Source organism: Pseudomonas sp. R1-1 (assembly GCF_051132135.1).
Classification (GTDB): domain Bacteria; phylum Pseudomonadota; class Gammaproteobacteria; order Pseudomonadales; family Pseudomonadaceae; genus Aquipseudomonas.
On the sequence record NZ_CP071663.1, the window covers coordinates 5,626,759 to 5,652,774 of the forward strand.

Sequence of the window (26,016 nt, forward strand, 5' to 3'; positions counted from 1 at the left end):
TTTGCTGCTATGGTTTTTGGCATGAGCCAGACCAACTCCCCACTCCGGCTGCGTGCCCCGACTCCTAGTCAGCCGCGCCTGTCATTTTGCGAAGCGAACCCGCGCGACCTCAAGCGCTGGATCGCCAGCCTGCCCAAAGCCAACATTGGCGAAACCGCGCGCCAGTTGTATCAGGGCCTTGGCGAACTCAATCAACTGCTCACGCCCAGCGACAACCGCCTCGCCTTGCTCGAATTGCTGCGGCCCGAGGTGTATTTCGTCTGTCAGCATCTGGAGCGGCACTTTCTGCATCAGGCGATCATGCTCGACGAGCGTTCGCGCAAGATCAGCAATCTGTGCCAGGCCCTGCAAGGCCATCTGGCGATCGGCTATATACAGATCGTCCTGCGCATTGCGCCGAAATACCGCAAGGAGCGCGCAGCACTGGTCAGCACCGCCCTGCAACGGGCCGCGCATGCCCTCAAAGGCCAATTGCTGCGCGCCACCCAGCTGTACAGCGCGCCGCCGGAGCAGCTGTGGTTCGAACTGCATCAGCTCTATCGCAGCGCGGTTGACCTGCAATTGCAACACCGCCGCGTGCGCGACGAGCTGGCCAGCCTCACGCCTGAACTGAGCCTGGAACAGACCTACATCGCCGCGCTGCTGCTGGGCAGCGCCCGGTGCAATCAGTTGCGCCAGAATCAGATTGCCCGGCTGGGCGAAGCGCTGGAGCCATGGAGTGCCCTGCTCAAGTTGCAGCCCGCCGGGCCGGACACCGGTCTGTTTGCGATCAGCGCCGAACTGGATGTCGGCCCGCGTTACCGCAGCATGTTTCGCAGCGAGCAACGCAGCAGCCTGCTCAGCTTCGATCCGCAACCGCTGGTGGGCGCCATCGAGGCGCATCTTAATCAGCAGTCGGCCGCGACGCTGCCAATCCCCGCAGCGCTCAGCCTCGATACCCTGCAGCATTTACACGCCACCTGGGGCCAGACCGCCGAGCGCAGCTTTCAACGTACCGCCGGCCAAGGCGATCTGACCGTGTGCGTGGGCATGAGCGCCCTGCACTTTTACCTCGGTGGCGGGCGCACTTTCAGTGAACTGCTGAAGCACCCCGGAGCGCGTCCGGCGAATTTCAGCCAGGTGGTCGCCAAGGGCGAAAAGGACAGCTGGAGCCAGGCCTTCGACGCGGCGCCGCAAAGCAACGAGGAATATCTGCCCTACGAAGAAATCCAGTACGACCAATTGGTCGAAGATGAGGGCAGCGAAGCCACAGCGGATTATCCGACCTACGCTCTGCCGGTGATCAATCACAGCCCCGGCGGTTATTGCCTGGCGTGGCCGAACGAAGTCCCCGCCGAATTGCAGGCCGGGGAAATGCTCGGCATTCGCGACAGCGCGAGTCAAAGCTGGAGCATTGCAGTGATTCGCTGGATACGCCAGGTACGCGGGGGCGGAACGCAGATGGGCATCGAACTGGTGGCGCCGCATGCCCAGCCTTGTGGGCTGCAACTGGTGCGTTCAGAGGATGACCACAGCCAGTATCTGCGCGGTTTGCTGTTGCCGGAGATCAGCGCAATCGACTTGCCGGCAACCTTGCTCACGCCGCGCCTGCCGTTTCAGGAAGGGCAAAAAGTACTGATCAACACACTGGGCGAAGAGCATCGTGCCGGGCTGGACCGACGCGTGGCGAGTACGCACAGCTTCAATCAATTCGCCTATCGCTCGCTGGAAGCCGCGCAGAATGGCGGTAACGAGGAGGATTTTGACTCGTTGTGGAAGTCGCTTTGAATGCTCGCCGCCAGATCGGCGGCGATGCAATCGCTAGCAGGGCTAGCTCCCACAGGGTTGTGTGAACATCATTGGTTCTCATGCACCCACAGGGATTGTTGGATTGTCAAAGATCCAATGTGGGAGCTTGCCTGCAAGCGATGGCGCCCATTCAGGCAATGAAGATCTCAGACCTGCCCGTCACGATCGCGAAAGCCCAGCAGATACAGCACACCATCCAGGCCAAGCGTCGAAATCGCCTGTTTCGCCGATTGCTTGACCAGCGGCTTGGCACGGAACGCCACGCCCAGCCCGGCAATCGCCAGCATCGGCAGATCATTCGCGCCATCGCCCACGGCAATGGTCTGCTCCAGACGCAAACCTTCCTTGTGCGCCAGTTCCTTGAGCAGATCAGCCTTGCGCTGGGCATCGACAATCGGTTCGATCGCCACACCGGTGCACTTGCCGTCGACCACTTCCAGTTCGTTGGCGAACACGTAGTCGATGCCGAGTTTGGCCTGCAGTTGCTTGGCGAAGTAGGTAAAGCCGCCGGACAGAATGGCGGTTTTGTAGCCCAGCCGCTTGAGTTCGGCGAACAGCGTTTCCGCGCCTTCGGTCAGGCGCAACGAAGCGCCGATCGAATCGAGCACGCTGACGTCCAGACCTTTGAGCAAGGCCAGACGCTCCTTGAAGCTGGCGCGAAAATCCAGTTCCCCGGCCATGGCGCGTTCGGTGATTTCCGAGACGCGATCGCCAACACCGGCAGCCTTGGCCAACTCGTCGATTACCTCGGCTTCGATCAGCGTCGAGTCCATGTCGAACACGGCCAGACGCCGGTTGCGGCGGAACAGCGAATCTTCCTGGAACGCGATGTCGACGTTCAATTCCTGAGCAACGCTGAGGAATTCCGCACGCAGCGCTTGCGGGTCGGCGGCCTCACCGCGCACGGAAAACTCGATGCAGCCCTTGCCCTGATCGGCCGGAGTGTCCAGCGCCATCCGCCCCGACAAACGGTCGATGTGGTCGATATTCAAACCGTATCTGGCGGTGATCGAACTGACCGCCTGCAATTGTTCGGCGGTGACTTTGCGGGTCAACAGCGTGACGATGTGGCGTTTTTTGCCCTGATTGCCCACCCATTGCTGGTAATCCGCTTCGGACACCGGGGTGAAGCGCACCTGCTGGTCGAGCTCGTAGCCTTTGAACAGAATGTCCTTGAGCACGGCTTTGCCTTGCTCGGAGTCGGGGATTTCAACCAGGATGCCGAACGACAGGGTGTCGTGGATCACCGCCTGACCGATGTCGAGAATGTTCACGCCACCCTGGGCCAGAACACCGGTAATGGCCGCCGTCAGACCCGGCCGGTCGACTCCCGTGATGTTAATCAGGACGATTTCGCGCAACGCGCACCCCCGCAACTGGAAAAAAACCGCATTCTACGCACTTTCAGTGACCATCGGGCACCGCCAGCGCTTTGCCGGTCTGGGGCCTGTCGCTATACTGCGCGTCAACTTCACGGACAAAGAGCCGAGCTCAGTGAACCGGCCCACGCCTGTTAAAACCGATAACTTCTTCCTGCTGATCTTCCGTGCACTGCGCCACCGCCGTGTACCGATTGCATTGCGCATTGCCAGCCATAACGTGATCCTGGTCGCTCTGGCCCTGGTGATCTATGCCGCAGTGATGGGCCTGCAATTCAAGCAGGCCATGCACCAGCAGGCCGATGCGCTGGGCGAAAGCCTGACCACGCAGACCGCGACTTCGGCCACCGAGCTGTTGGTGTCCAACGACATCCTCAGCCTGAATGTGCTGCTGAACAACCTGACCAAGAACAAACTGGTGGCCCACGCGGCGATCTACAGCGTGGATAACCGCATCCTCGCCGAATCCGGTCAGCGCCCCAAGCACAGCCTGCTGGGCGAAGCCGAAGGTTTGTACGAGAGCAAGATCACCTTCCAGGACGTGACTGCCGGGCAACTGCGCATCAGCCTGGACATGGATCAGTTCCAGCAGCCGATGACCATCAGCCTGCAAAGCATGGGCATCCTCAGCGGGATTCTGCTGGCGCTGTCGCTGGCCTTGAGCTTGCGCATGGGCCGGCACCTGTCGACACCATTGCTGCAGTTGCGCGTATGGCTGCGGCGGATCGACGAACACACGCCGGGGATCGATCGTCAGGATGAAATCGGCGATCTGGCGCGGCAACTGCACGCCAGCTACGCCCCGGAGCCCGCCCCGGAACCGGAGCCAGTGTTCGAAGACGAAGAAGACGAGCCGGAATTCGAAGTGCGCAATCTGCGCGACCCAAGCTTCGACGAAACGCGCCCGATGGCTGCTCAAAAGCCTGCACCGCGGCATCTGGTCAGCACCGTCGAGGACGATGACGACGATGACGCGTTTGCCGATCTGCGTGACGAATCGCTTGATGCGCCGGCGCAACCGCTCGTGCGCAAGCCGACCCCGAGCGTGCCACAGCACAGCGCCGTACTGGCCGTGCAGCTCGGCTCGCAAGAGCAACTGCGGCGTTTGCCGCGTGCGCGTCTGGAAGAACTGCAGGAACGCTACCGCGATTGCCTAGAGCAGGCCGCTTCGCTGTATCAGGGCGAGATTGAAACGCTGAACGACGGCAGCACGCTGATGCTGTTCCACACGGAAGACTGCGGCGACGACTACCTGACCAACGCGATCTGCTGCGGCGAACTGCTGCGCGCACTCGGTCATCAGTTGCAGATCGAGGTCGCGGACAGCGGCATCACCCTGCAATTGCAATTGGGCCTGACGCTGGGCGACGAGTTGTTAGGCCTGAGCCAGATCGACCTGCTGCTGACCGATTCGGCGCAGGATGCCCTGGCATTGTCGCAACACAGCCGCAACCTGCTGCTAGTCGAGCGCAAGATCAGTGACGATGCGCTGATCCGCCAGCGTGCACGGATCCGCCCGATCGCCAGCCCCGAGGGTGCTTGCTGCGTCGAACGGTTGATGGAGCCGTATCCGTCGATGCTCGAGCGGCAACTGGCACGGATGCATGAGCGCCGGGCTTAAGCCTATGGCCTGAAATATGAAAAGCCCGCAGATGAGGAATTGTCTGCGGGCTTTTTTGTATGCGGCGTTATTGAGGTCGCGTTCATCCCCTAAAAACCCCTCATCGGAACGCCGCCCGCCTAGTCCTCTCCCAGAGGGAGAGGGACTGATCGGGGGATATTGCCGAAATACTCCGACCTGCACGTCCTGCTTCGAATCCATAATCGCCAAGCTCTTTCAGATCGACGTAAGACTTCAGTCACCTCGGTCAGTCCCCTCTCCCTTTGGGAGAGGGCTAGGCGGGCGGCGTTCCGATGAGGGGCTTTTGATCTTGCCTACGGAGCCCCAGACACAACAAAGCCCGCACAAGGCGGGCTCTGTTCTGGCTCGATCCAGGCTTAGAAGCGAAACACTTCCATATCCGTACGTATCGGCGATGCCATCGGAATCTTCGGCTGCTTTTCAGCTTCGGCCGCCGGGGCTGCCGGTTTGGCGTCCCGCTTACGCGGCGCCTCGGCTACCGGAGGCTGATTGGCCAACGGCTTGAGTGCCACCGACAGCTGCTCGGCCAGACGCTGCAGCAGAATGCCCTGTGCCTGCACCTGCGAAGCGGTGCTGCCGGCATGCAGCTCCTGCAGATGAACGATGCGGTTATCGCGCACCTGACCACGACGGTCGATCAAACGCCACTGCGCATCGAGAATCGCCGGTTGTTTGGCACCGGAATCCAGACGCGTGATGGTCAGCAACACTTGCACATCCGGATTGAACCCGGTCGTCGCCGGCGCCAGCACTACACGCTGGCTGTCCAGATGACCGGCGACCTGACGCATCAGCAACTGATCGATATCCGACGAAAGGCTGCCGGCCCAGCGACCGTCTGTCGCCGCCTGCAGGCTGCCGTCGGGCTGGCGTTGCAGCAAAGTCTCTCGTTGCAGGTAATCGGCTACGACTACCGGCCCCAGTAAAACCGCCATACCCGCGCTTTGCGCAGGCTGAGCCGGACTTCCGCTGTCCAGCTGATACAGCGACACCGGCTGGTGTACGCTGCAACCCGCCAGGCCAAGAACGCCAGCGAGCAACAAAAAAAGAGGAAGGCGCAGAGCAGTCATCATCCCGTCCAGGTGGCCGCCACAAGGCTGACCACAGTGAAAATACTCAATAAATATGAAGAACGCTCGGCCACGCCGGCGCTTGAAAGGCCATATCATCCGTGAATATGCGCTCCGACTCCAGCGCCAAAGCGTCGATCTACGTGTTTAATCGCAGATCGAGCGCTCTAGGAAGGCGTTCTCGTCTAATTGAGGTTTTCGACGAGCAGCGCATCAACCCGCTGAAAGCCCCTCGGGAGTTTATTTCCGCGGCGACCACGCTCACCTTTGTAGTGTTCGAGGTCATCGGCCTTCAGTGACAGGGTGCGTTTGCCAGCCTGCAACACCAGGGTGGCGCCTTCCGGAAGGACGGCGATGTCCGTCACGTATTCCTCGCGGCTGGCCACGCGTTCACCGGAGATACCGATGATCTTGTTGCCCTTGCCCTTACCCAATTGTGGCAGATCGCTGATTTTGAAGATCAGCAGGCGACCTTCGGTCGTGACCGATGCCAGCCAGTTTTGTTCACGGTCGGCGACGGGACGCGGCGAAATGACCTTGGCGTTGTTCGGCAGGCTCAACAAAGCCTTGCCGGCCTTGTTCTTGGCTTGCAGGTCTTCGCCCTTGACCACGAAGCCGTAGCCGGCGTCGGAGGCGATCACGTAGAGCGCGTCGTCTTCAGGCATCAGCACGCATTCGAACGAGGCACCCGGCGGCGGCGTCAGACGACCGGTCAACGGTTCGCCCTGGCCACGGGCCGAAGGCAAGGTGTGCGCAGCGACCGAATAGCTGCGGCCGGTCGAGTCGATAAACACTGCAAACTGGTTGGAGCGCCCCGCTGCCGAGGTCTTGAAGCCGTCACCGGCCTTGTACGACAGGCCAGTGGCGTCGATGTCGTGGCCCTTGGCCGAACGCACCCAGCCTTTTTCCGACAGCACCACGGTGACTTTCTCGTTCGGCAGCAGATCGTGCTCGGTCAGCGCCTTGGCTTCGGCGCGCTCGACGATCGGCGAACGACGGTCGTCGCCGTAGGTTTCAGCGTCCTTGAGCAGTTCGGTACGCACCAGCTTCTTCAGCTTGGCTTCGCTGCCCAGCAGGGCTTGCAGCTTGGCTTGTTCCTTGAGCAGTTCGTCCTGCTCGTCGCGCAGCTTCATTTCCTCCAGTCGCGCCAACTGACGCAGACGGGTATCGAGAATGTAGTCCGCCTGGATTTCGCTGAGGGCGAAACGCTCGATCAGTTTGGCCTTGGGGTGCTCCTCGGTACGGATGATGTGGATCACTTCATCCAGGTTGAGGTAGGCAATCAGCAAACCGTCCAACAGGTGCAGGCGACGCTCGACCTTGTCGAGGCGGAATTGCAGGCGGCGACGCACGGTCAGCACGCGGAATTCCAGCCACTCGACCAGCAACGCGCGCAGGTTTTTCAGCTGCGGCTTGCCATCCAGACCGATGATGTTGACGTTGACCCGATAGGTCGACTCCAGCTCGGTACTGGCGAACAAGTGCTGCATCAGCGCTTCATGATCGACGCGGCTGTTGACCGGGATGATCACGATGCGGCACGGGTTTTCGTGGTCGGACTCGTCGCGCAAATCAGCGATCTGCGGCGCTTTCGACGGTTTCGCCTGCATCAATGCGGCGATCTGCTCCAGCACTTTCGCACCGGAAACCTGGTGTGGCAGCGCGGTGACGATGATGTCGCCGTCCTCGACGTGGTACACGGCGCGCATGCGCACCGAGCCCTTGCCGGTTTCGTACATCTTCAGCAGGTCGGCACGCGGCGTGATGATTTCCGCTTCGGTCGGATAATCCGGGCCCTGAATGTGCTCGCAGAGCTGCTCGACCGTGGCCTTCGGCTCGTCGAGCAGGCGCACGCAGGCGGTGGCGACTTCGCGCAGGTTATGCGGCGGTACGTCGGTGGCCATGCCCACGGCGATACCGGTGGTGCCGTTGAGCAGTATGTTCGGCAGGCGCGCCGGCAGCACCAGCGGTTCCTGCAGGGTGCCGTCGAAGTTCGGGCCCCAGTCGGCAGTGCCCTGGCCCAGTTCGCTGAGCAGCACTTCGGAATAGCGCGACAGCCGCGCTTCGGTGTAACGCATGGCGGCGAACGACTTCGGATCGTCCGGAGCGCCCCAGTTACCCTGGCCGTCGACCAGCGTGTAGCGATAGCTGAACGGCTGGGCCATCAGCACCATCGCTTCGTAGCACGCCGAGTCGCCGTGCGGGTGGAACTTGCCGAGCACGTCACCGACGGTACGCGCCGACTTCTTGTGCTTGGAATCGGCATCCAGCCCCAGCTCGCTCATGGCGTAGACGATACGCCGCTGCACCGGTTTCAGGCCGTCGCCGATATGCGGCAGCGCGCGGTCCATGATCACGTACATGGAATAGTTGAGGTAGGCATTTTCGGTGAAGTCAGCCAGCGACCGGCGTTCTACACCGTCCAGGCTGAGATCAAGGGAGTCGCTCATGCGGGCCTCATCGGTTCGTTGTCTGGCGCAGCAGCATGGTGCCACCGCGCTGAGTAAATTCAAGTCTGTTCAGGGCGCTCATGCCGAGCAGCACCTGATCGCCATGCAACCCCGGCGCCACCAGTGCGCGAACGTCACGCAAGACGATGTCGCCCAGTTGCAGGCGGGCAATTTTGGTTCGGTAGCCCTGGCTCAGGCCGTTGGCCGTGCTCAGGGTCACACCGAAACCTTCTTCGAGCTTCAAACGCTTGGCCAGATCCGCCGGGATCGACACATCGGTCGCACCGGTGTCGAGCATGAACTCCACCGGCTCGCCGTTGATCTGGCCGCTGGCAACGAAATGCCCCTGGGCATTGCTCGCCAGTTTCACTTCGACAAACCCTTCGCCCTGCTCCGACGTCACGACGATGTTCGGATTCTGCTGACGCTGTTCCCACTGGCCGAAAAATCGCGTAGCGAGAAACAGCGCCGCGCACCAGGCGAGCACCATCAGCACCCGCCCGGCGCGTTTGCCCGGTGGCTGCTGGCTCAAGGCTTCGCACCCCAGCCACCGTCAGGCGCAGCGAAACGCCAGACGATCGGGCGGACTTCACCGTCGGCCCGCGGTCCGAAATTATTGTCGACGCCCACCCAGGCCCCATCGGCGTCGATGATTAACGCTTCTTCCAGCCCGTAGTTCTGTGAATAACGGCGATTGGCCTGCAACAGTTCGGCGGCATACGACCAGCACTGTTCGACCTTGGCGGTCTGCGCATCGCGACGACATATCTGAAATGCGTTGCGCTCAAGGGTAAACAGCTTGCCGTTGAACAGCGCAATGTCGGAAAAGTCGCGATCGACGGCCCTGGCGTGGGGAAACTGCGGCGGCTGCATCTCTTTGCCACCCTCGCTGAGCAGCACGCAGCGACCCTCGCAATCCCACACCGTCTGCTGGCGCTTGATCAGCAGCAAGCCGCGGCTTTGTCGTTCGGCGGCCAGCCACATTTGATCGCCCGCCGGGTTGATAGCCAGACCTTCGAAAATCGCATTGAAATGCAGCAACATCCCGCTGGCCCGTGCTTCACGCACCATCATCGGTGAAATCTTCAGCCAGTTGGCCGGGCCGATGAGCGGCACCTGTAACACGGCGGCATGACCTTCGCTGACCAGATAGCGATTGCCCGCGCTGTCGCAGCTGATGCCTTCGAAATCCAGATCGCCACCGCGCACGAACGACGCCGCCCAATTGCGCGAGCGCAATCCCCATGGCAAACCGGTGTCCGGCACCAGTGGCACGTCGATGCGCATGACTTGGGCCTGCCAGACCTGAGCGGTGGTATCGAGTCGATAGATCTGATCGTCATCGCGATCCGATACCGCCCACAGTGCGTCGCCGCACATCGCCAGCCCCGACAGATTGCCGCCGCGCATGCCTTCAACGGCATGTTCGGACAGCACGCGCAATTCCTGCAACGGCTCGGCCGACACGCTCATCGCACTCAGCAGCAACGCACACGCCAGGGCCCAGCCACACCGCATCAGGCCAGCACCTCGGCAAGGTTACCTTTGGATTCGAGCCAGGATTTACGGTCACCGGCGCGTTTTTTCGCCAGCAGCATGTCCATCATTTCCGAGGTCTCGGCGAAATCTTCGCCGAGCGTCAACTGCACCAGGCGCCGGGTGTTCGGGTCCATGGTGGTTTCGCGCAGTTGCGGCGGGTTCATTTCACCCAGACCCTTGAATCGGGTGACCTGCGGCTTGCCGCGCTTTTTCTCGGCGACCAGACGATCGAGAATGCCGTCGCGCTCGGCCTCGTCGAGGGCGTAATAGATTTCCTTGCCCAGGTCGATGCGATACAGCGGCGGCATCGCTACGTAGACGTGACCGGCATCGACCAACGGGCGGAAGTGCTGGACGAACAACGCGCAGAGCAGCGTGGCAATGTGCAGACCGTCGGAGTCGGCGTCGGCGAGGATGCAGATCTTGCCGTAGCGCAGCTGGCTCATGTCCGCCGCGCCCGGATCAACGCCGATGGCCACGGCGATGTTGTGCACTTCCTGACTGGCGAGCACTTCGCTGCCGTCGACTTCCCAGGTGTTGAGGATCTTGCCGCGCAACGGCAGGATCGCCTGGAATTCCTTGTCCCGCGCTTGTTTGGCGGAACCGCCGGCGGAATCACCTTCGACCAGAAACAGCTCGGACCGCATCGGGTCCTGCCCGGCGCAGTCGGCCAGTTTGCCGGGCAGCGCCGGGCCTTGAGTGACGCGCTTGCGCTCGACTTTTTTGCTCGCCTTGAGGCGACGGCCGGCGTTGTTGATCGCCAGTTCAGCCAGGGCCAGACCGGTTTCCGGGTTGGCGTTGAGCCACAGGCTGAACGCGTCCTTGACCACTCCGGAGACGAACGCCGCGGCTTCACGCGATGACAGGCGTTCTTTGGTCTGGCCGGAGAATTGCGGCTCCTGCATTTTCATCGACAGAACGAAAGCGATGCGCTCCCAGACGTCTTCCGGCGCCAGCTTCACGCCGCGCGGCAGCAGGCTGCGGAATTCGCAGAACTCGCGCATCGCATCGAGCAGGCCCTGACGCAAACCGTTGACGTGGGTGCCGCCCTGCGCCGTCGGGATCAGGTTGACGTAGCTTTCCTGCACCGCGTCGCCACCTTCGGGCAGCCATAGCAGCGCCCAGTCGACCGCTTCTTTATTACCGGCAAACGCACCGCAGAACGGCTCGTTAGGCAGGCGTTCGAATTCGCTGACCGCGTCGACCAGATACGAGCGCAGTCCGTCTTCGTAATGCCATTCGACTTTTTCGCCGGTGCCTTTGTCTTCAAAGCTGACCAGCAGCCCCGGGCACAGCACAGCCTTGGCCTTGAGCACATGCTTGAGGCGGCTGATGGAGAATTTCGGTGAATCGAAGTATTTCGGGTCCGGCGCGAAGTACACGCTGGTGCCTGTGTTGCGCTTGCCAACGGTGCCGACGATTTCCAGTTCGGAGGCCTTGAAGCCGTCCTTGAAGGTCATCTGGTATTCATTGCCGTCGCGCTTGACGCGCACGCGCACTTCGGTCGACAGCGCGTTGACCACGGAAATACCCACCCCGTGCAGACCGCCGGAGAACTGGTAGTTCTTGTTGGAAAACTTGCCGCCCGCATGCAGCTTGGTCAGGATCAGTTCGACGCCTGACACGCCCTCTTCCGGGTGGATGTCGACCGGCATGCCACGGCCGTCGTCGCTGACTTCCAGCGAGTGGTCGGCGTGCAGGATGACCTGTACGGATCTGGCGTGGCCGGCCAAGGCTTCGTCGACGCTGTTGTCGATGACTTCCTGGGCGAGGTGGTTCGGCCGACTGGTGTCGGTGTACATGCCGGGGCGTTTGCGCACCGGGTCGAGGCCCGAGAGGACTTCGATGGCGTCGGCGTTATAAGAGCTAGCGCTGGGAGTGGCCATAGGGTCTCGTCGTCAGTCATTCATTGAATAGGGGCAACACTTCACAGTGCGGTGAAATCGATTGCCTGATACATATCGGCGCCAATGCCGGCAAAACTCAGCAATGCTGGCAACTGCCCGGCAAAGCCCTGGAAACTGTGATCGCCGCCGGCCTGGATGCGCAGGGCACAGGCGCGGTAATACTGCTGGGCGAGGCGATAATCCAGCGTTTCGTCGCCGGTTTGCAACCAGACCTGATAGCGCTGCGCATCCTGCGGTGCCGGCACTTGCAGTTCGGCCAGCGCCGCGACGTGGTCGTGGGTCAAATCCCAGGTTTCATCGGTATACAGGTTTTTCTGCGGGCCCAGATAGCCGTCGAACATCCGGTGCGGGCTGACCGCCGGGTTGACCAGCAGGGCTTTCAGGCCATGGCGCTCGGCCAGGTGAGTCGCATAGTAGCCGCCGAGCGAACTTCCCACCAGCAGCGGCCGGCCCAGCTCGGCAATCGCTTGCTGCAACTGACCGATGGCTTCGCGCGGATGGTGATGCAGGGCCGGTACTCGCAGTTGCTCGCTCAAACCCAGCCGCTCCATCACCGTTACCAGCTGACAGGCCTTCTTCGAGGCCGGCGCGCTGTTGAAACCGTGGATATAGAGGATCGAACCGGACATTTGAGCTCCCTGGCTGTCGGCGAAAGATAGCGGAGTTTACAGGGAGAAGGGCCGGGATTGGGGGTGGGCTCGATAAATTGGTGTAACTGCAAGAGCCGCCCTCACCCTAGCCCTCTCCCGGAGGGAGAGGGGACTGAATGGGGGATATTCACGTACTACACCGACTTGAGCGAACTTCAGTGAATCCATAATCGACGCCGCTGATTCAGGTCGGCGGATCTCGAAACACACCGCGGTCGGCCCCCTCTCCCCCTGGGAGAGGGTTGGGGTGAGGGGCTTTTGATTATCAGCTCAGTAGCCGTTGGAACCGTAATCAACGGTAAAAGCAAAACCGGTCAGGCGCTCCACGCCGGTCTCCAACCGCCCATCCGGCCACAGCCGCAGCCATCGATACCCCGGCGCCTGCTCGCCCACCTTGAAATCCACACTTCCCGGCTCGAACTGAATGCAGGTCGATGGCGAGGCCAGCAAGCGCACGCCATTGCGCTCGCGGTCGATTTCCTGATGCACATGCCCCCACAACACTGCGCGCACCTGCGGAAAGCGATCCAGCACCTCGAAAAACGCTTCGGGGTTGCGCAAACCGATCGGCTCCATCCACGCACAGCCAATCGACACCGGATGATGGTGGAAACACACCAGATGATGGCGCTCCGGCGCTTCGCTCAGCGAGCGGGCCAGCAACTGCAACTGATCGTCCTGCAGATACCCGGGTACCGATCCCGGCACCGCCGAGTCGAGCAGCGTCACTCGCCAGTTGCCGATATCGACCACCGGCTCCAGCAGCGTACTTTGCACCGCTGCCTGCGCCATGATCATCGGTTCATCGTGGTTGCCGGGAATCCACCGCGCCGGCGCGTCGATTTGCGCGCTCATCTGGCGAAACCGTTGATACGACTCCAGCGTGCCGTCCTGGGAGATATCGCCGGTGGCCAGCAGCAGATCGATCTGCGGCTGCTGCTCCAGCACCCGCTCAATGACCTTTTGCAGGCTCTCGCGGGTTTTCATGCCCAGCAGCGCACCGTCCGCCTCAGCGAACAGATGGCTGTCGGACAACTGCACCAGCAGCGCCGGATCGGCGGTGGTCAACGTGGATACGCTCGGCAAAGGCGTTCTCCCAAGGCAAAAGCACGGAATCGGTCAGGTGCCGCAATTATGCTGGGGGTTCAGGCAAAGAGGAAACCGGCGAACCGGACACAGTTCACAACTAGCGTACGACTTCGTACTCATGCCCCAACGCCAGGCAATGGCTCAGCCATTCCCCCAGGAACAGATTGAGCTGAGCCTTTTCATCCGGCTGGTACATCGAAGCATTCGGGTAAGGATAGATGCCGCGAAAGCGGCGTGCATGTTCGGCGCTGACCACTTCGGCCATGCGTGCGTCGTGATAGACCTGCACTTCCAGTTGCGGCACCGGCAGCCAGGGCAGGCTGTGTTCCTGGCGCACCTGCAACGTCGTGGTGTACGGGCAGGTCTGCAGCACTTCGAGGGCAAGCACGCCGAGCATCTGCTCGCCCTGGGTCACGGCGATGCGCCGCGCCTCGGGCTCGCTGCGCATGTCCGGCAGCAAGCGCATCAGGCGCGCGTAGTTGGCCTCGCAGGCGGCTTGCAGCGCCACGAGGTCGACTCGATAACGATCGCGCAGCTTGTTTACAACCATAACCCCCTCACTTCGGCGCGGTTCAGCGCCAGCCACTGCAAGGCGATGATGCTCGCCGCATTGGCAATGCGTCCGTCACGGACGGCCTGCAAGGCATCTTCAAAAGCCCAGACCGTGACGCGGATATCTTCTGCCTCTTCTTCCAGACCATGCAGACCGCCCACACCCTCGGTACTGCAACGCCCCAGATACAAATGCACGAATTCGTTGCTGCCACCCGGCGAGGGGAAATACTTGGTCATCGGCCACAGCGCCTTGATGTCCAGTCCAGCTTCCTCCTGCGCTTCGCGGTGAGCAACTTCTTCCGGCTGCTCATCCTTGTCGATCAGACCGGCAACCAGTTCGACCAGCCACGGATTGTCGGCCTTGCCCATGGCGCCGACGCGAAACTGCTCGATCAGCACCACTTCGTCGCGCTGCGGATCGTAGGGCAGCACGCACACAGCGTCGTGGCGAACAAAAATTTCCCGGTTGATTTCGCGGCTCATGCCACCGGCAAACAGCTCATGGCGCAGGTGCACGCGATCGAGCTTGTAGAAGCCCTCATAGCATTTTTCGCGCCGCACAATATCCACGGCGGTCGGAATGGCGTTGGCAAAATCGGTCATGAGCATCCTCTCTACTACAAGTCCATGAGGAGGTTGCGCTGGGTGACCGGGCAACCTCGACTTCGCGCCATCCTAACGCGCCCGCACCGTTTGATGCAGCCCCTTTACCGTCAGCGGGATGGACGGTGACGGCGAAACCCACTCTAATTAGCTTAGTGGCGAACTGACTGCTTCGTTGAGAGTCGAAGCGGTAACTTTTTTGCCTTCCCCTGCTTTCGAAAGGACGCCCATGTCGCTTTTCAAAATTGCCTCTGTGGCCGCTATCGCCCTGACTCTGGGCGCCTGTGCCAGCCTGTTCCAGCCCAACTACCGCACGCCGCTGGAAACCAAACGCGATGCCTCGGAACAGCTCAAGCCCGGCTGCGCCAACCCTGAATGCCCGCTGGTGAACATCGATACGTTGCAGTTTCCGGACGAACCGGCACTGGACGGCATCATTGAAAAACGCCTGCTGCAGATGACCCGCACCGAGAAGAACGCCCCGGTCGCGCCGACACTGGCGGCTTATCGCGAACAGCTTCTGGCCAGCGCCGGCCCGCGCTACAGCAGCTACCTGCAAGCGAAAGTACGCGAGCAGCATGACGGCTTGGTGATCATCGAGCTGTCGAGCTACCTCGATACCGGCGGTGCTCATGGCACACCGGGTCGCGGTTTCATCAATTATTCGCGTCAGCAGCACAAGGTGCTGAACCTGTCCGACATGTTGCTGCCGGGCCAGGAAGAAGCCTTCTGGAAAGCCGCGCAGGTTGCGCACAACAGCTGGCTGATCAGCACCAAGCTCGACCAGGAGCCGGAATTCGTGGCGAACTGGCCGTTCGTGAAAACCCCGAACGTGGCGCTGACCTACGGCGGCGTGATCCTCAAGTACGACGTGACCACCATTGCGCCTTACGCGCTGGGCCACGTCGAACTGAAGATTCCTTATCCGCGTCTGAACGGCATTCTCAAGCCTGAGCTGTTTCCCGGCCGTAACTGAAAGCCCGACCCAATATCAGCTGCAACAGCCCTGCCAGCACCAGCGCCGGCAGGGTTGCACCGACATCCGGATACAGATTGGCCAGCAAGTGGTAAGTACTCACGCCACCCAGCCACGCCAGCAACGCCGGCCAGCGCAACGCGGCTGAGGCCACCTGGGCACTGCGCTTGCGCAGGATGAAGTGATCGACCAGCACCACGCCGAACAGCGGCGCAAACACCGAGCCGATCAGCAAAAGGAAATTCTGGTACTGCGCCAACGGCGCCAGCAGTGCGATCAGCGTGCAGATCACGCCGATGGCCAAGGCCAGATGCTCGACTTTCAGGCGCAACAGAATCCCGCTCGATACCGCGGCCGAATGAATGTCGGCGAAGGCGTTTTCCGACTCGTCCAGCAGAATCAGCAGCAGCGGAATGCCCAGCCCGGCACCCGCCAGTGCCAGCAGCAGCGCGTTGACCTCACCGCTCGGCGCGAAAGCCAGGGTGTAGGCGACGCCGAGGCTCATCAGCCAGAAGTTGCCGATGAAAAAACCCACAGCGGTCCCGCCGAAAACATTCTTCGCGCGCTTGCCGAAACGCGAGTAATCGGCAATCAGCGGCAGCCACGACAGCGGCATGGCGATGGCAATGTCGAAGCCCACGGCAAACGGCATCGAACCATCACCGGCGCGCGCCCACAATGCAGCCAGATCGGCTTTGGCGAACAGGTTCCAGGTCAGCCACAGGCAGGCCGCGAGCAACAGCCAGATGCCCCACTTGCGCAGGATCTGCCGCACAAACGTCAGCGGCCCACTGACTGCCAGCAAGGTCGCCAGCGCACCGAAAAACAGCGTCCACAGGATCGGATTCGCCCACAGCGAACCTTCGCTGAATGCGCGGGTGCTGAGCAGGCTGGCGGCGTCGCGCATGACAATGATTTCGAACGAGCCCCAACCGATCAGTTGCAGCAGATTGAGCAGCGCCGGCAGGCTCGCACCTTTGCTGCCGAGGCTGAGCTTCAGCGCCGCCATTGACGACAAGCCAGTGTCGCTGCCGATCACGCCGACGGCGGCCAGCAACAGCACACCGACCAGCGTGCCGAGGAAAATCGCCAGCAGCGAGCCGGACAGGCCCAGGCCGGGTGCGAGCAAGGCACCGGTCTGCAAGACCATCAGGCCAATGCCGAGGGAAAACCACAGGGAAAACAGATCGCGACCACCGAAGACACGCTTGTCAGCGGGTACGGCGAGGTCGGGAGAATAGGTACCGGGTTGAATGCTCAAGGGTGTTATCTCAGAGGAACAATTGTTGTTGTGTTGATCGCTATCGCCAGCAGGCTGGCTCCAGGACTGATCGTTCCCACGCTCTGCGTGGGAATGCCTCTAGGGACGCTCCGCGTTCAGTGACACGGAGCGTCACGGGCTGCATTCCCACGCGGAGCGTGGGAACGATCAGTGAAAACGGGATCAGACTTTTTTATAAAGCTGACTGCCTTCCTGCTTGAACCGCTCGGCCTGTTCCGCCAGGCCCTTGGCGACGTCAACGTCGACTGCGTCGATGCGCTGGTTGGCGGCGTATTCGCGGACTTCCTGGGTGATCTTCATCGAGCAGAATTTCGGCCCGCACATCGAGCAGAAATGCGCGACCTTGGCCGAGTCCTTCGGCAGGGTTTCGTCGTGGTAGGAACGCGCGGTGTCCGGGTCCAGGCCGAGGTTGAACTGGTCTTCCCAACGGAATTCGAAACGCGCCTTGCTCAAGGCGTTGTCGCGAATCTGCGCACCCGGATGCCCTTTCGCGAGATCAGCAGCGTGCGCGGCGATCTTGTAAGTGATGATCCCGGTCTTCACGTCATCCTTGTTCGGCAGGCCCAGGTGTTCCTTCGGCGTCACGTAGCAGAGCATCGCGCAGCCGAACCAGCCGATCATTGCCGCACCGATACCGGAAGTAATGTGGTCGTAACCCGGAGCGATGTCGGTTGTCAGCGGGCCGAGGGTGTAGAACGGCGCCTCATCGCAGCACTCGAGCTGCTTGTCCATGTTCTCTTTGATCAACTGCATCGGCACGTGACCCGGGCCTTCGATCATCGTTTGCACATCGTGCTTCCAGGCGATCTTGGTCAGCTCGCCGAGGGTTTCCAGTTCGCCGAATTGCGCGGCGTCGTTGGCGTCGGCGATCGAGCCCGGACGCAAGCCATCGCCCAGCGAAAAGCTGACATCGTAGGCTTTCATGATTTCGCAGATTTCTTCGAAATGCGTGTAGGCGAAGTTCTCCTTGTGGTGCGCCAGGCACCACTTGGCCATGATCGAACCGCCACGGGAAACGATGCCGGTCACGCGTTTGGCGGTCAGCGGCACATAGCGCAGCAACACACCGGCGTGGATGGTGAAGTAGTCGACGCCCTGCTCGGCCTGCTCGATCAGCGTGTCGCGGAACAGCTCCCAGGTCAGGTCTTCGGCCGCGCCGCCGACTTTTTCCAGGGCCTGATAGATAGGCACCGTGCCGATCGGCACTGGCGAGTTACGGATGATCCATTCGCGGGTTTCGTGAATGTGCTTGCCGGTGGACAAGTCCATGATGTTGTCCGCGCCCCAGCGAATGCCCCACGTCAGTTTCGCCACTTCTTCTTCGATGGACGAACCCAGAGCGCTGTTGCCGATGTTGCCGTTGATCTTCACCAGGAAGTTACGGCCGATGATCATCGGTTCCAGTTCGGTGTGGTTGATGTTGGCCGGGATGATTGCGCGGCCCCGGGCGATCTCGTCACGCACGAATTCAGGGGTGATGATTTTCGGTACGCTGGCGCCGAAGCTGTGGCCCGGGTGTTGCTGATCCAGCAATCCGGCGGCGCGGGCTACTTCCAGCTTCATGTTTTCGCGGATGGCGACGAATTCCATCTCGGGCGTGATGATGCCCTGACGCGCGTAGTGCATCTGCGTGACATTGCCACCGGCCTTCGCGCGGCGCGGATTGTTGACGTGAGCGAAGCGCAGTTTGGTCAGTTCTGGATCGGCGAGGCGCTCGCGGCCGAAGTTCGAACTCAGGCCCGGCAGACGCTCGGTGTCGCCACGGTCGTCGATCCACGCCGAACGCACATCGGCCAGACCTTTGCGCACATCGATGACCACGTTCGGATCGGTGTACGGGCCGGAGGTGTCGTAGACGGTGACCGGCGCGTTGATTTCGCCGCCGAAGTCGGTCGGGGTCACGTCCAGGCTGATTTCGCGCATCGGCACGCGGATGTCCGGGCGCGAGCCCTGAACGTAGACTTTTTGCGAACGGGTGAACGGCTTGACCGATTGCTCATCGACCTTGGCCGAGTCACTGAGGTTGATCGCGTTTTTTTCTTTTGTCGTCATCACGGGCTCTCCAGACAGCATCCAGCAGTGGATTGTCGGAGCAGAACCTGAGAGGCACGGACGCACCAGAACCGGTGCTGTGCATTCGTCATGGGGGCGTTCGATTGTCGAACAATTTCCCGGACGAAGCACAAGAGGACTCGCCGGGTGACGAGAAATCTTGTTCCCTACGCAGGCGCTAACCTGATCAGGTTCAACGGGATCCGAAATTATTCGATCTCAGCCTCATAGCAAGGCACCCCGACAAGAACCCGGCCAGTCTAGACACAACTGGCAAAGAACGCCAACACCGCGGCAAACGCCATGATCAATGGCATAAATACAGGGGCTCGGCCGATTGTTGTGAGGCGTTTGCACAACTACACTCGCCTTGCTCTGCCCCGCCTTGACGCTGTGCAGGCCGCGCCTTACCTTGGGCGCCCGGATTATTTCCATAATATTAATGCTAGGGATCGCCTCATGCTGCGCAAACTCTCACTGGCTGTGGCCGTGTCTTGTGCGTCCAACGCAATGGCCTGGGCGGCCGAAGCGCCCTTGTCGACCAAAACCGATCTGGTCAGCGTCTATCAGGAAGCGGTCGACAACAATGCCGATCTGGCCGCCGCCCGCGCCCAGTACGGCGCGCAAAAAGAAGTGGTGCCGCAGGCCCGCGCCGGCTTGCTGCCGAATCTGTCCGGTGGCGCCGAAGTCGCCGACGTGCGCACCTCGATCGACCAGCCTTCGGCGATTGCCAATCGCAGCGCTCATTCGTATCAGGCGACCCTCGCCCAACCGCTGTTCCGCGCCGATCGCTGGTTCCAGTATCAGGCCGCCAAGGACGTCAATGAACAGGCCGCCCTGCAACTCTCGGCGACCGAGCAGAACCTGATCCTGCAAACCGCCGAAAGCTATTTCAATGTGCTGCGCAGCCAGGACAACCTCGCCTCGACCAAGGCTGAAGAAGCCGCGTTCAAGCGTCAGCTCGATCAGTCCAACGAGCGCTTCGATGTCGGCCTGTCGGACAAGACCGACGTGCTGCAATCGCAAGCCAGTTACGACACCGCGCGGGCCAACCGCATCGTCGCGCAACGCCAGGTCGATGATGCCTTCGAAGCGTTGATCACCCTGACCAACCGCCAGTACAACTCGATTCAGGGCATCGTTCACACGCTGCCGATTCTGCCGCCGGCGCCGAACGATGCGAAATCCTGGGTCGACACCGCGGCGCGGCAGAACCTCAATCTGCTCGCCAGCAACTACGCCGTCAGCTCGGCCGAACAAACGCTCAAGCAGCGCAAGGCCGGGCACTTGCCGACCCTCGATGCCGTAGCCAAATATGAAAAAGGTGATAACGACGCGCTGGGCTTTGCCAACCCGAACTCCTTCGGTGCGCCTTATGGTGGCAACGTCGAACAAAGCACCCTGGGCCTGCAACTGAGCATTCCGATCTACAGCGGCGGGCTGACCAGTTCGCAAGTGCGCCAGTCCTACGCACAACTCGATCAGAGCGAGCAGCAGCGCGAATCGCTGCGCCGTCAGGTGGTGGAAAACACCCGTAACCTGCACCGCGCAGTGAACACCGACGTCGAGCAGGTGCAGGCGCGCCGGCAGTCGATCATCTCCAACCAGAGCGCGGTGGAAGCCACGGAAATCGGTTATCAGGTCGGCACGCGCAACATCGTCGACGTGCTCGACGCCCAGCGTCAGCTGTACACCTCGGTGCGCAACTACAACAACACCCGCTACGACTACATCCTCGACAACCTGCGCCTGAAACAGGCAGCGGGCACGTTGAACCCGGGGGATCTGCAAGACCTGCGGCGCTATCTGAAAGCCGACTACAACCCGGACAAGGATTTCTTGCCGCCGGATCTGGCCTCAGCGGCCGAGGCGCAGCTCAAGGCCCGGCCATGAAAATCGAAATCGCCGCAGCTCCAGGGGGTTCCCATGGGAGCTGCGATGGGCTTGAGATTATCTGCGCTATAGGTTTGTCATTAGAAGTTACTATTCTTCAACAGCGGATTCGATATCGATTTCACTAACAGCGCGTAGGAGTCGGCATTCGATAGCAGGATTTTTTGCAAGAAACCAGGATCGCCATTCATTTTTTCGGTAACCGCCTGAACATCCATATTTCCGAAAAACTCTGCGCGCGCATCATCAGTAAGTTTTTTCATTGCCGTTTCTGCCAAATATCTATTCTCTTGACCACTGGAGATCCGGTCGACTATAGAGGTTGAATGATCAGAATCATCAGCGGTCAACGTAAAATCCAAAGCGTAATACACGAAATCGTGAGTCGGTTTTTTCAAACGATGTGATGATTCGTGCACAATCGTAGTTACAAAACTGGCAGGCGACATATCGAGAGCTTCGTCGCTTAGAAATATCCTTTTACGCGGGTCTTCCGGGTGGGTATTCGCTGTGTTCCCCAAATTCCCACCTCGTTCAGCCAAAACCAGACGCTCTGATCTGCCACCCGCGTATTTATCAGCAGTCTTCTTCAACGGCACCAGCACGCTTAATAGTTGCTGACGCAGAGCCTCCGGGGTGGAGTGGGTCCCAAATATTCGTGAGGTAAAATGCTGATAAACCCAATCAACATTCTCTTCTTTCAATACGCGAATCGCCTCCGCTGTCGCCTTGGGGATAAGCTGCAGGCTGTTTTCCAAACGCTGGCCTTTCTCCGGAAACTTTTTCTTTATTTCCTTCAATCCTCGTGCGGCAATTACCCCTCCCATGTCGCCCCTGAACTTCTCGACTGCGTCGCCCTTGCCTTTATATTTAGCCAATCCCGATGCGTCTTGATAAGTTGCAGGATTATTTCCGCAAAATAGATATAGATTAAGCCCGTCAATGTTTCGCGCGGGATCTGCCGTTATCCAGCGCTGAAACCACGACGCGTAATACCGATAACCGTAATAATAAAGCCCCGTCGCATCCCGTTCCTTACCTGCATAGCGCACGGTTTTATGCTGCGCCACCACTGCGCTTCGCCCCGCCCAACATGCCGTCCCGCCAAAAGGATAATAATGTTCTTGCGTCAGTACGCTGCCCTCGTGGTTCAGCTCTAGTGTGTTGGAGCCGAGATGATCACAAAGGCTATAGCGTAGTTGATCGTTCGGCGTGCCTGCCGGCCAATGCAGCGCTCGAACCTGATTGCGGCCGGCTTTGATGCTGATGACATGGTGTTCGACCCCACCGCTGCCGTAATGGATCTCCAGCCCCGGAAGATAACGGACATCGGTACTCTGCGTCCGGCTGCCACTTCGGGCAGTTCTTGTTTTACGTATTCGAAGACCGGGATGAGCGTAGACATAACACTCATCATCGTCAGCCTCACCTTTGCGCTTGACCAACGACACCTTGCGCAACAGATTGCGACAGTCCCAGGTCATGCCTTGACCACGTTGCAATTCGCGCTGATTACCGCAGGCATCGAAACCAGCAGCAATGTCGGATTCTTCTGGCAATGTCCCATCATCCCGTTGAGCGAGACTGCGGTTGCTGCGCGCCGAAGTGAACATCGAGAGACCCGGCGAGCCACTCTGGTAGCGAGCGAGCAGGTTACCGGCACGGTCATAGTCGAAGCACCGGGTGTAATTACGCCGTTGGTTGGGGTCTAACGGCAAGGGCAGCATAGCCGGCAAACAAGGGCCGTGGCTCGGCTGACTGACTTCCCACCCCCGGGTTTCGACCAGTTGATAGAAGCTGTCGTAGCGATAGCGGTTGACCGGCTCAACCCGCTGATTATTGAAGTGGGCTACGGCTTGGGATTTGTCTTCCTGCTCGATGACATTGCCCACCGGATCGTAAACGTAACTAAGATCTTGCAAGGGGCTCTGGTTCGCGATTGCCGTAAACAGCCTGATAAGCCTGCCATCTTCTCGCGCGTATGTGGCGTAACTTGTCAAACCATTGCCAGCGGTTTCGCTTTCAATCAGGCCCTGTGCGTTGTAGCGGATATTGCTGACCAATAGTTGCGGTTGTCGGGTTTCACCCGCCTGCAACAGCCGAACATCAAGCAACTGCCCTGCGGCGTCATAACCGAAGGTTCGCATATTGCCCATGGCATCAAATTGCTGATAAACCTCATTCGTGGGCGCGATAGCGCGGTGCGTGACGAAAGCCCGAGGCTCCAGCAACGCGTCTCTGGCCTCTTCGTTCACGGGCCAGTCGGGCGTTTCCAGTTCGATCAGAAAACGCCTGTTTTCAATCAGCACACCCCCTGCCAAACCATATTCTTCGAAGGTCTGAGAGCCCGCCGGATCATCGTGGCGAACCAGCCGGCCGCATTGATTATGCTCGGCAGTCAGGTCTCCATAGAGCATCCGCTCCACCACTTTGGGCAGCTCATCAGCAGCATGTTCCGTAACCACTAACGGTCGCTGCTGCTCGTCATAACCGAGATGACGCTGGTTCCCCCGTCCATCCCATAGTAAATGCGGCAAGCCCGCCTGGCCCAACAGGCTCAATTGCCAGCCCGCATCAACACTGTCAGTCAATACAACCTGACCGCTCAAACCATAAACCGTTTCAGTGTTCGGCGTCGGCGCAGCACCCCATAATCGTGCATCCCAGGACTGCACCACGCGCCCAACGCCATCGAATACATGACGCGTAATGCGAGGGTCCACAACCGATTGATCCGGATGCAGATAATAATCAACGTCACGGATGACCAGGCCACGTGACTCCACAACCGATAACGTCGGTGTAGTGGCATAAGGCTGAACGTTCATGTCTGATAAATTCCCTTGTACCCAGGGAATAGACTGAACGCTTGTTTACGGATCCGCTACTGTAAGAAGTAACAGGTGTATTTACGTCTCTGGCGTGCTGTGCTTCTCGGCGCCCGTCCGCTCGAAGGCTACCCCACCAACCTGCCCAAACCCTCCAGCAGTCGCTGCAAGGCGCCCTGATTACGGCGCATCACCGCCAGCCCGGCCTCGGCCATGCGCTGCGCATCGCGCGGTAATTCGAACAAACGCTGCACCTCGACTGCCAACCCTTCAGCATCGTCCACTTCGGCCAGTGCCCCGGCTTCGCGCAGTTGCGCGGCGATATCGAGGAAGTTGAACAAGTGCGGACCGCTGATTATCGGTTTTGCCAGTGCTGCCGGCTCGAGCAGATTGTGTCCGCCGTTCGGGACCAGACTGCCGCCGACGAGGGCGCTGTCGGCCAGGGCGTAGAGAAACAGCAACTCGCCCATGGTGTCGCCGAGCAGCACGCTCGTCTGCGCATCGACATGGGCACCGGTCGAGCGCCGTACCGTGGCGAAACCTTCGCGCTGGCACAGTTCGAACACCGCATTGAAACGTTCGGGGTGGCGCGGTACCAGAATCAACAATGCATCCGGATGATTGGCCAACAGGCGACGATGGGCGTCGAGCACCACTTCGTCTTCGCCTTCGTGGGTGCTGGCGGCGATCCACACTGGACGATCCTGCGCCTGCCACTGACCGCGCAGTTCGGCGGCGCGTTGCAGCAGTTGCGGGTCTATGGTCAGGTCGAACTTGATCGAACCGGTGACCTCGACGGTTTCCGGCCGCGCGCCCAGATCGCGGAAGCGCTGAGCCTCGGCGTCGGTCTGCACGGCAAGCAGACTCATCTCGGCGAGCATTGGCGCGGTCAATTTGCTGAAGCGGGCGTAGCCTTTCGCTGAGCGCTCGGACAAGCGTCCGTTGGCCAACGCCACCGGTATGCCGCGATTGGCGCATTGGTGAATATGATTGGGCCACAACTCGGTTTCCATGATCACCGCGAGTTTTGGCTGGACGCGATCAAGAAAACGCGCCGCCGCGCAGGGCAAGTCATACGGCAGATAGCAATGCTGGATGCGCGGTTCGTTGGCGAACAGCGCCTGAATCCGCTCCGAACCGGTCGGCGTCATGCAGGTCACGGTGATCGGCAACTGTGGATAACGTTGCAGCAAGGCGCGAATCATCGGCGCCGCGGCAATGCTTTCGCCCACTGATACGGCGTGGACCCAGATGCCGCCGGGCTGCAGTGTCGGCATGTTGCAGGAGAAACGTTCGCCGATCCGTTTGGCGTAGGCCGGCGCCTTGCGCGCGCGCAGCCACAGCCGAATCGCCACCAGTGGCAGCCCCAGGTAAAACAGCGCGGTGTACAGAGTTCTATTCATGGCGGCGGAGTTTATCGGCTTTTGTCGCCGATCGCGCGCAAGTGCACGGCAAAACGTTCAGCCAGCCAGCGCGCGGCCGGGCCGAGCGGCTCGTCACGGCGCCAGACCAGTTCCACCACCAGGGCCGGCGGCGTCCATTCGCTGGCGAGTTCGACCATCTGCCCTTGATAGGCCGAATACTGCACCACATGGCGTGGCAACCAGGCCCAGCCAAGGTTGCGCACCAGCCATTCGGACATCACATAGAAACTGTCAGCGCGCCACACTTGTGGACTGGCCGCTTCGTTACCGGGGTAGACGCTGGTTTGCGTGGACATTAATAATTGCCGGTGCTGCGCCAACTGCTGGCAAGTCACGTAAGACTGCGCTGCCAACGGATGATGGATGCCGCACACCGTGACCATTTCCACGCTGCCGAGCACACGCCGTTCGAGCGCTTCGGGAATTTCATCGTGATAGAACAGCAGGCCAAGATCGGCGCGGCGCTCGACCAGTTTGTGTGCGACTTCGCCTTGGGCGGCGCTGGTCAGTTGCACTTCGAGACTGGGAAACTGCTCGGCCAGCTCACCGAAACTTTCCACCAACGCCTGATACGGCATCGCTTCATCCTGCGCCACGCGCAATTGCGCTTCCTGGCCGCGCAACATCGCCATGGCGCGGCCGTTCAGGCGTTCGCACTGGCGCAGCACTTCGCGCGCCTCTTCAAGCAAGGCTTCCCCCGCCTCGGTAAGCGTCGGCTGACGCCCGCTGCTGCGTTCGAACAGGCTCACACCCAAGTCGGCTTCAAGCATGGCGATTGTGCTGCTGATGGCTGATTGGGCCTTGCGCTGCTGACGCGCCACGGCGGAGAACGATCGCTGTTCGGCGACCTCTACAAATACGCGCAACTGGTCAAGATCCCATTGCATGT

The 26,016-nt window shown here is 60.6% G+C and carries 19 protein-coding genes and 1 riboswitch; of the genes, 4 read left to right on the forward strand and 15 right to left on the reverse strand.

Annotated features, from left to right (window positions below):
* The first annotated feature begins 21 nt into the window (after positions 1–21).
* A complete protein-coding gene (locus J3P75_RS25180; protein ID WP_434708578.1) occupies positions 22–1,767 on the forward strand; it encodes a molecular chaperone in 1,746 nt (581 codons plus the stop codon).
* Positions 1,768–1,934: 167 nt separating this feature from the next.
* Here J3P75_RS25180 and serB read toward each other — a convergent pair whose 3' ends face one another.
* Positions 1,935–3,149, reverse strand: a complete 1,215-nt coding sequence (gene serB / locus J3P75_RS25185; protein ID WP_090280709.1) for a phosphoserine phosphatase SerB — start codon at positions 3,147–3,149, stop codon at positions 1,935–1,937.
* 133 nt (positions 3,150–3,282) lie between these two features.
* Here serB and J3P75_RS25190 point away from each other — a divergent pair, with 133 nt between their 5' ends.
* Positions 3,283–4,788, forward strand: a complete 1,506-nt coding sequence (locus J3P75_RS25190; RefSeq protein WP_434708579.1) for an AhpA/YtjB family protein — start codon at positions 3,283–3,285, stop codon at positions 4,786–4,788.
* Positions 4,789–5,165: 377 nt separating this feature from the next.
* On the opposite strand, the gene J3P75_RS25195 is transcribed toward J3P75_RS25190, so the two are convergent.
* The 9 genes from J3P75_RS25195 to J3P75_RS25235 form a co-directional block, all read right to left on the reverse strand.
* The gene (locus tag J3P75_RS25195; RefSeq protein ID WP_090280706.1) at positions 5,166–5,879 is read right to left on the reverse strand and encodes a PqiC family protein; all 714 of its coding nucleotides are present in this window, start codon (positions 5,877–5,879) and stop codon (positions 5,166–5,168) included.
* Positions 5,880–6,064: 185 nt separating this feature from the next.
* A complete protein-coding gene (gene parC, locus J3P75_RS25200; RefSeq protein WP_203420485.1) occupies positions 6,065–8,329 on the reverse strand; it encodes a DNA topoisomerase IV subunit A in 2,265 nt (754 codons plus the stop codon).
* A gap of 7 nt (positions 8,330–8,336) precedes the next feature.
* On the reverse strand, positions 8,337–8,861 hold the full coding sequence (locus tag J3P75_RS25205) for a retropepsin-like aspartic protease family protein (protein ID WP_434592995.1): 525 nt from the start codon (positions 8,859–8,861) through the stop codon (positions 8,337–8,339).
* Positions 8,858–9,847, reverse strand: a complete 990-nt coding sequence (locus J3P75_RS25210; protein ID WP_434708580.1) for an esterase-like activity of phytase family protein — start codon at positions 9,845–9,847, stop codon at positions 8,858–8,860. Before J3P75_RS25210 ends, J3P75_RS25205 begins: the two co-directional genes overlap by 4 nt.
* Positions 9,847–11,754 carry a DNA topoisomerase IV subunit B gene (gene parE / locus J3P75_RS25215; protein ID WP_093105463.1) on the reverse strand — a complete coding sequence of 636 codons (1,908 nt, stop codon included), beginning with the start codon at positions 11,752–11,754 and terminating at the stop codon, positions 9,847–9,849. The genes J3P75_RS25210 and parE overlap by 1 nt, the downstream gene beginning before the upstream one ends.
* A gap of 41 nt (positions 11,755–11,795) precedes the next feature.
* Positions 11,796–12,404 (reverse strand): YqiA/YcfP family alpha/beta fold hydrolase, encoded by a 609-nt coding sequence (locus J3P75_RS25220; RefSeq protein ID WP_434708581.1) that lies wholly within the window; start codon positions 12,402–12,404, stop codon positions 11,796–11,798.
* A gap of 291 nt (positions 12,405–12,695) precedes the next feature.
* On the reverse strand, positions 12,696–13,511 hold the full coding sequence (gene cpdA, locus J3P75_RS25225) for a 3',5'-cyclic-AMP phosphodiesterase (RefSeq protein WP_434708582.1): 816 nt from the start codon (positions 13,509–13,511) through the stop codon (positions 12,696–12,698).
* 100 nt (positions 13,512–13,611) lie between these two features.
* Complete coding sequence (locus tag J3P75_RS25230) at positions 13,612–14,064, reverse strand: DUF1249 domain-containing protein (RefSeq protein ID WP_434708583.1); 453 nt, start codon at positions 14,062–14,064, stop codon at positions 13,612–13,614.
* Complete coding sequence (locus tag J3P75_RS25235; protein WP_093105471.1) at positions 14,055–14,672, reverse strand: NUDIX domain-containing protein; 618 nt, start codon at positions 14,670–14,672, stop codon at positions 14,055–14,057. Before J3P75_RS25235 ends, J3P75_RS25230 begins: the two co-directional genes overlap by 10 nt.
* A 229-nt stretch (positions 14,673–14,901) precedes the next feature.
* On the opposite strand from J3P75_RS25235, the gene J3P75_RS25240 reads away from it, so the two are divergent.
* Positions 14,902–15,648 (forward strand): RsiV family protein, encoded by a 747-nt coding sequence (locus J3P75_RS25240; RefSeq protein ID WP_434708584.1) that lies wholly within the window; start codon positions 14,902–14,904, stop codon positions 15,646–15,648.
* Here J3P75_RS25240 and cytX read toward each other — a convergent pair.
* On the reverse strand, positions 15,617–16,909 hold the full coding sequence (cytX, locus tag J3P75_RS25245; RefSeq protein ID WP_434708585.1) for a putative hydroxymethylpyrimidine transporter CytX: 1,293 nt from the start codon (positions 16,907–16,909) through the stop codon (positions 15,617–15,619). The genes J3P75_RS25240 and cytX overlap by 32 nt on opposite strands.
* A 183-nt stretch (positions 16,910–17,092) precedes the next feature.
* Positions 17,093–18,982 carry a phosphomethylpyrimidine synthase ThiC gene (gene thiC / locus J3P75_RS25250; RefSeq protein WP_206414740.1) on the reverse strand — a complete coding sequence of 630 codons (1,890 nt, stop codon included), beginning with the start codon at positions 18,980–18,982 and terminating at the stop codon, positions 17,093–17,095.
* Positions 18,983–19,129: 147 nt separating this feature from the next.
* A riboswitch (TPP riboswitch) is annotated at positions 19,130–19,235 on the reverse strand.
* Between the two features lie 206 nt (positions 19,236–19,441).
* Here thiC and J3P75_RS25255 point away from each other — a divergent pair.
* A complete protein-coding gene (locus J3P75_RS25255; RefSeq protein ID WP_090280671.1) occupies positions 19,442–20,875 on the forward strand; it encodes a TolC family outer membrane protein in 1,434 nt (477 codons plus the stop codon).
* Between the two features lie 80 nt (positions 20,876–20,955).
* Here J3P75_RS25255 and J3P75_RS25260 read toward each other — a convergent pair whose 3' ends face one another.
* The 3 genes from J3P75_RS25260 to J3P75_RS25270 form a co-directional block, all read right to left on the reverse strand.
* Entirely contained in the window at positions 20,956–23,703 is a 2,748-nt protein-coding gene (locus tag J3P75_RS25260) for an RHS repeat domain-containing protein (protein ID WP_434708586.1), read from the reverse strand.
* A gap of 128 nt (positions 23,704–23,831) precedes the next feature.
* Positions 23,832–25,106, reverse strand: coding sequence for a lipid IV(A) 3-deoxy-D-manno-octulosonic acid transferase (gene waaA, locus J3P75_RS25265; RefSeq protein WP_434708587.1), 1,275 nt, complete (start codon positions 25,104–25,106; stop codon positions 23,832–23,834).
* An 11-nt stretch (positions 25,107–25,117) separates the two neighbouring features.
* Complete coding sequence (locus J3P75_RS25270) at positions 25,118–26,014, reverse strand: LysR family transcriptional regulator (RefSeq protein WP_434708588.1); 897 nt, start codon at positions 26,012–26,014, stop codon at positions 25,118–25,120.
* Positions 26,015–26,016 lie beyond the last annotated feature (2 nt).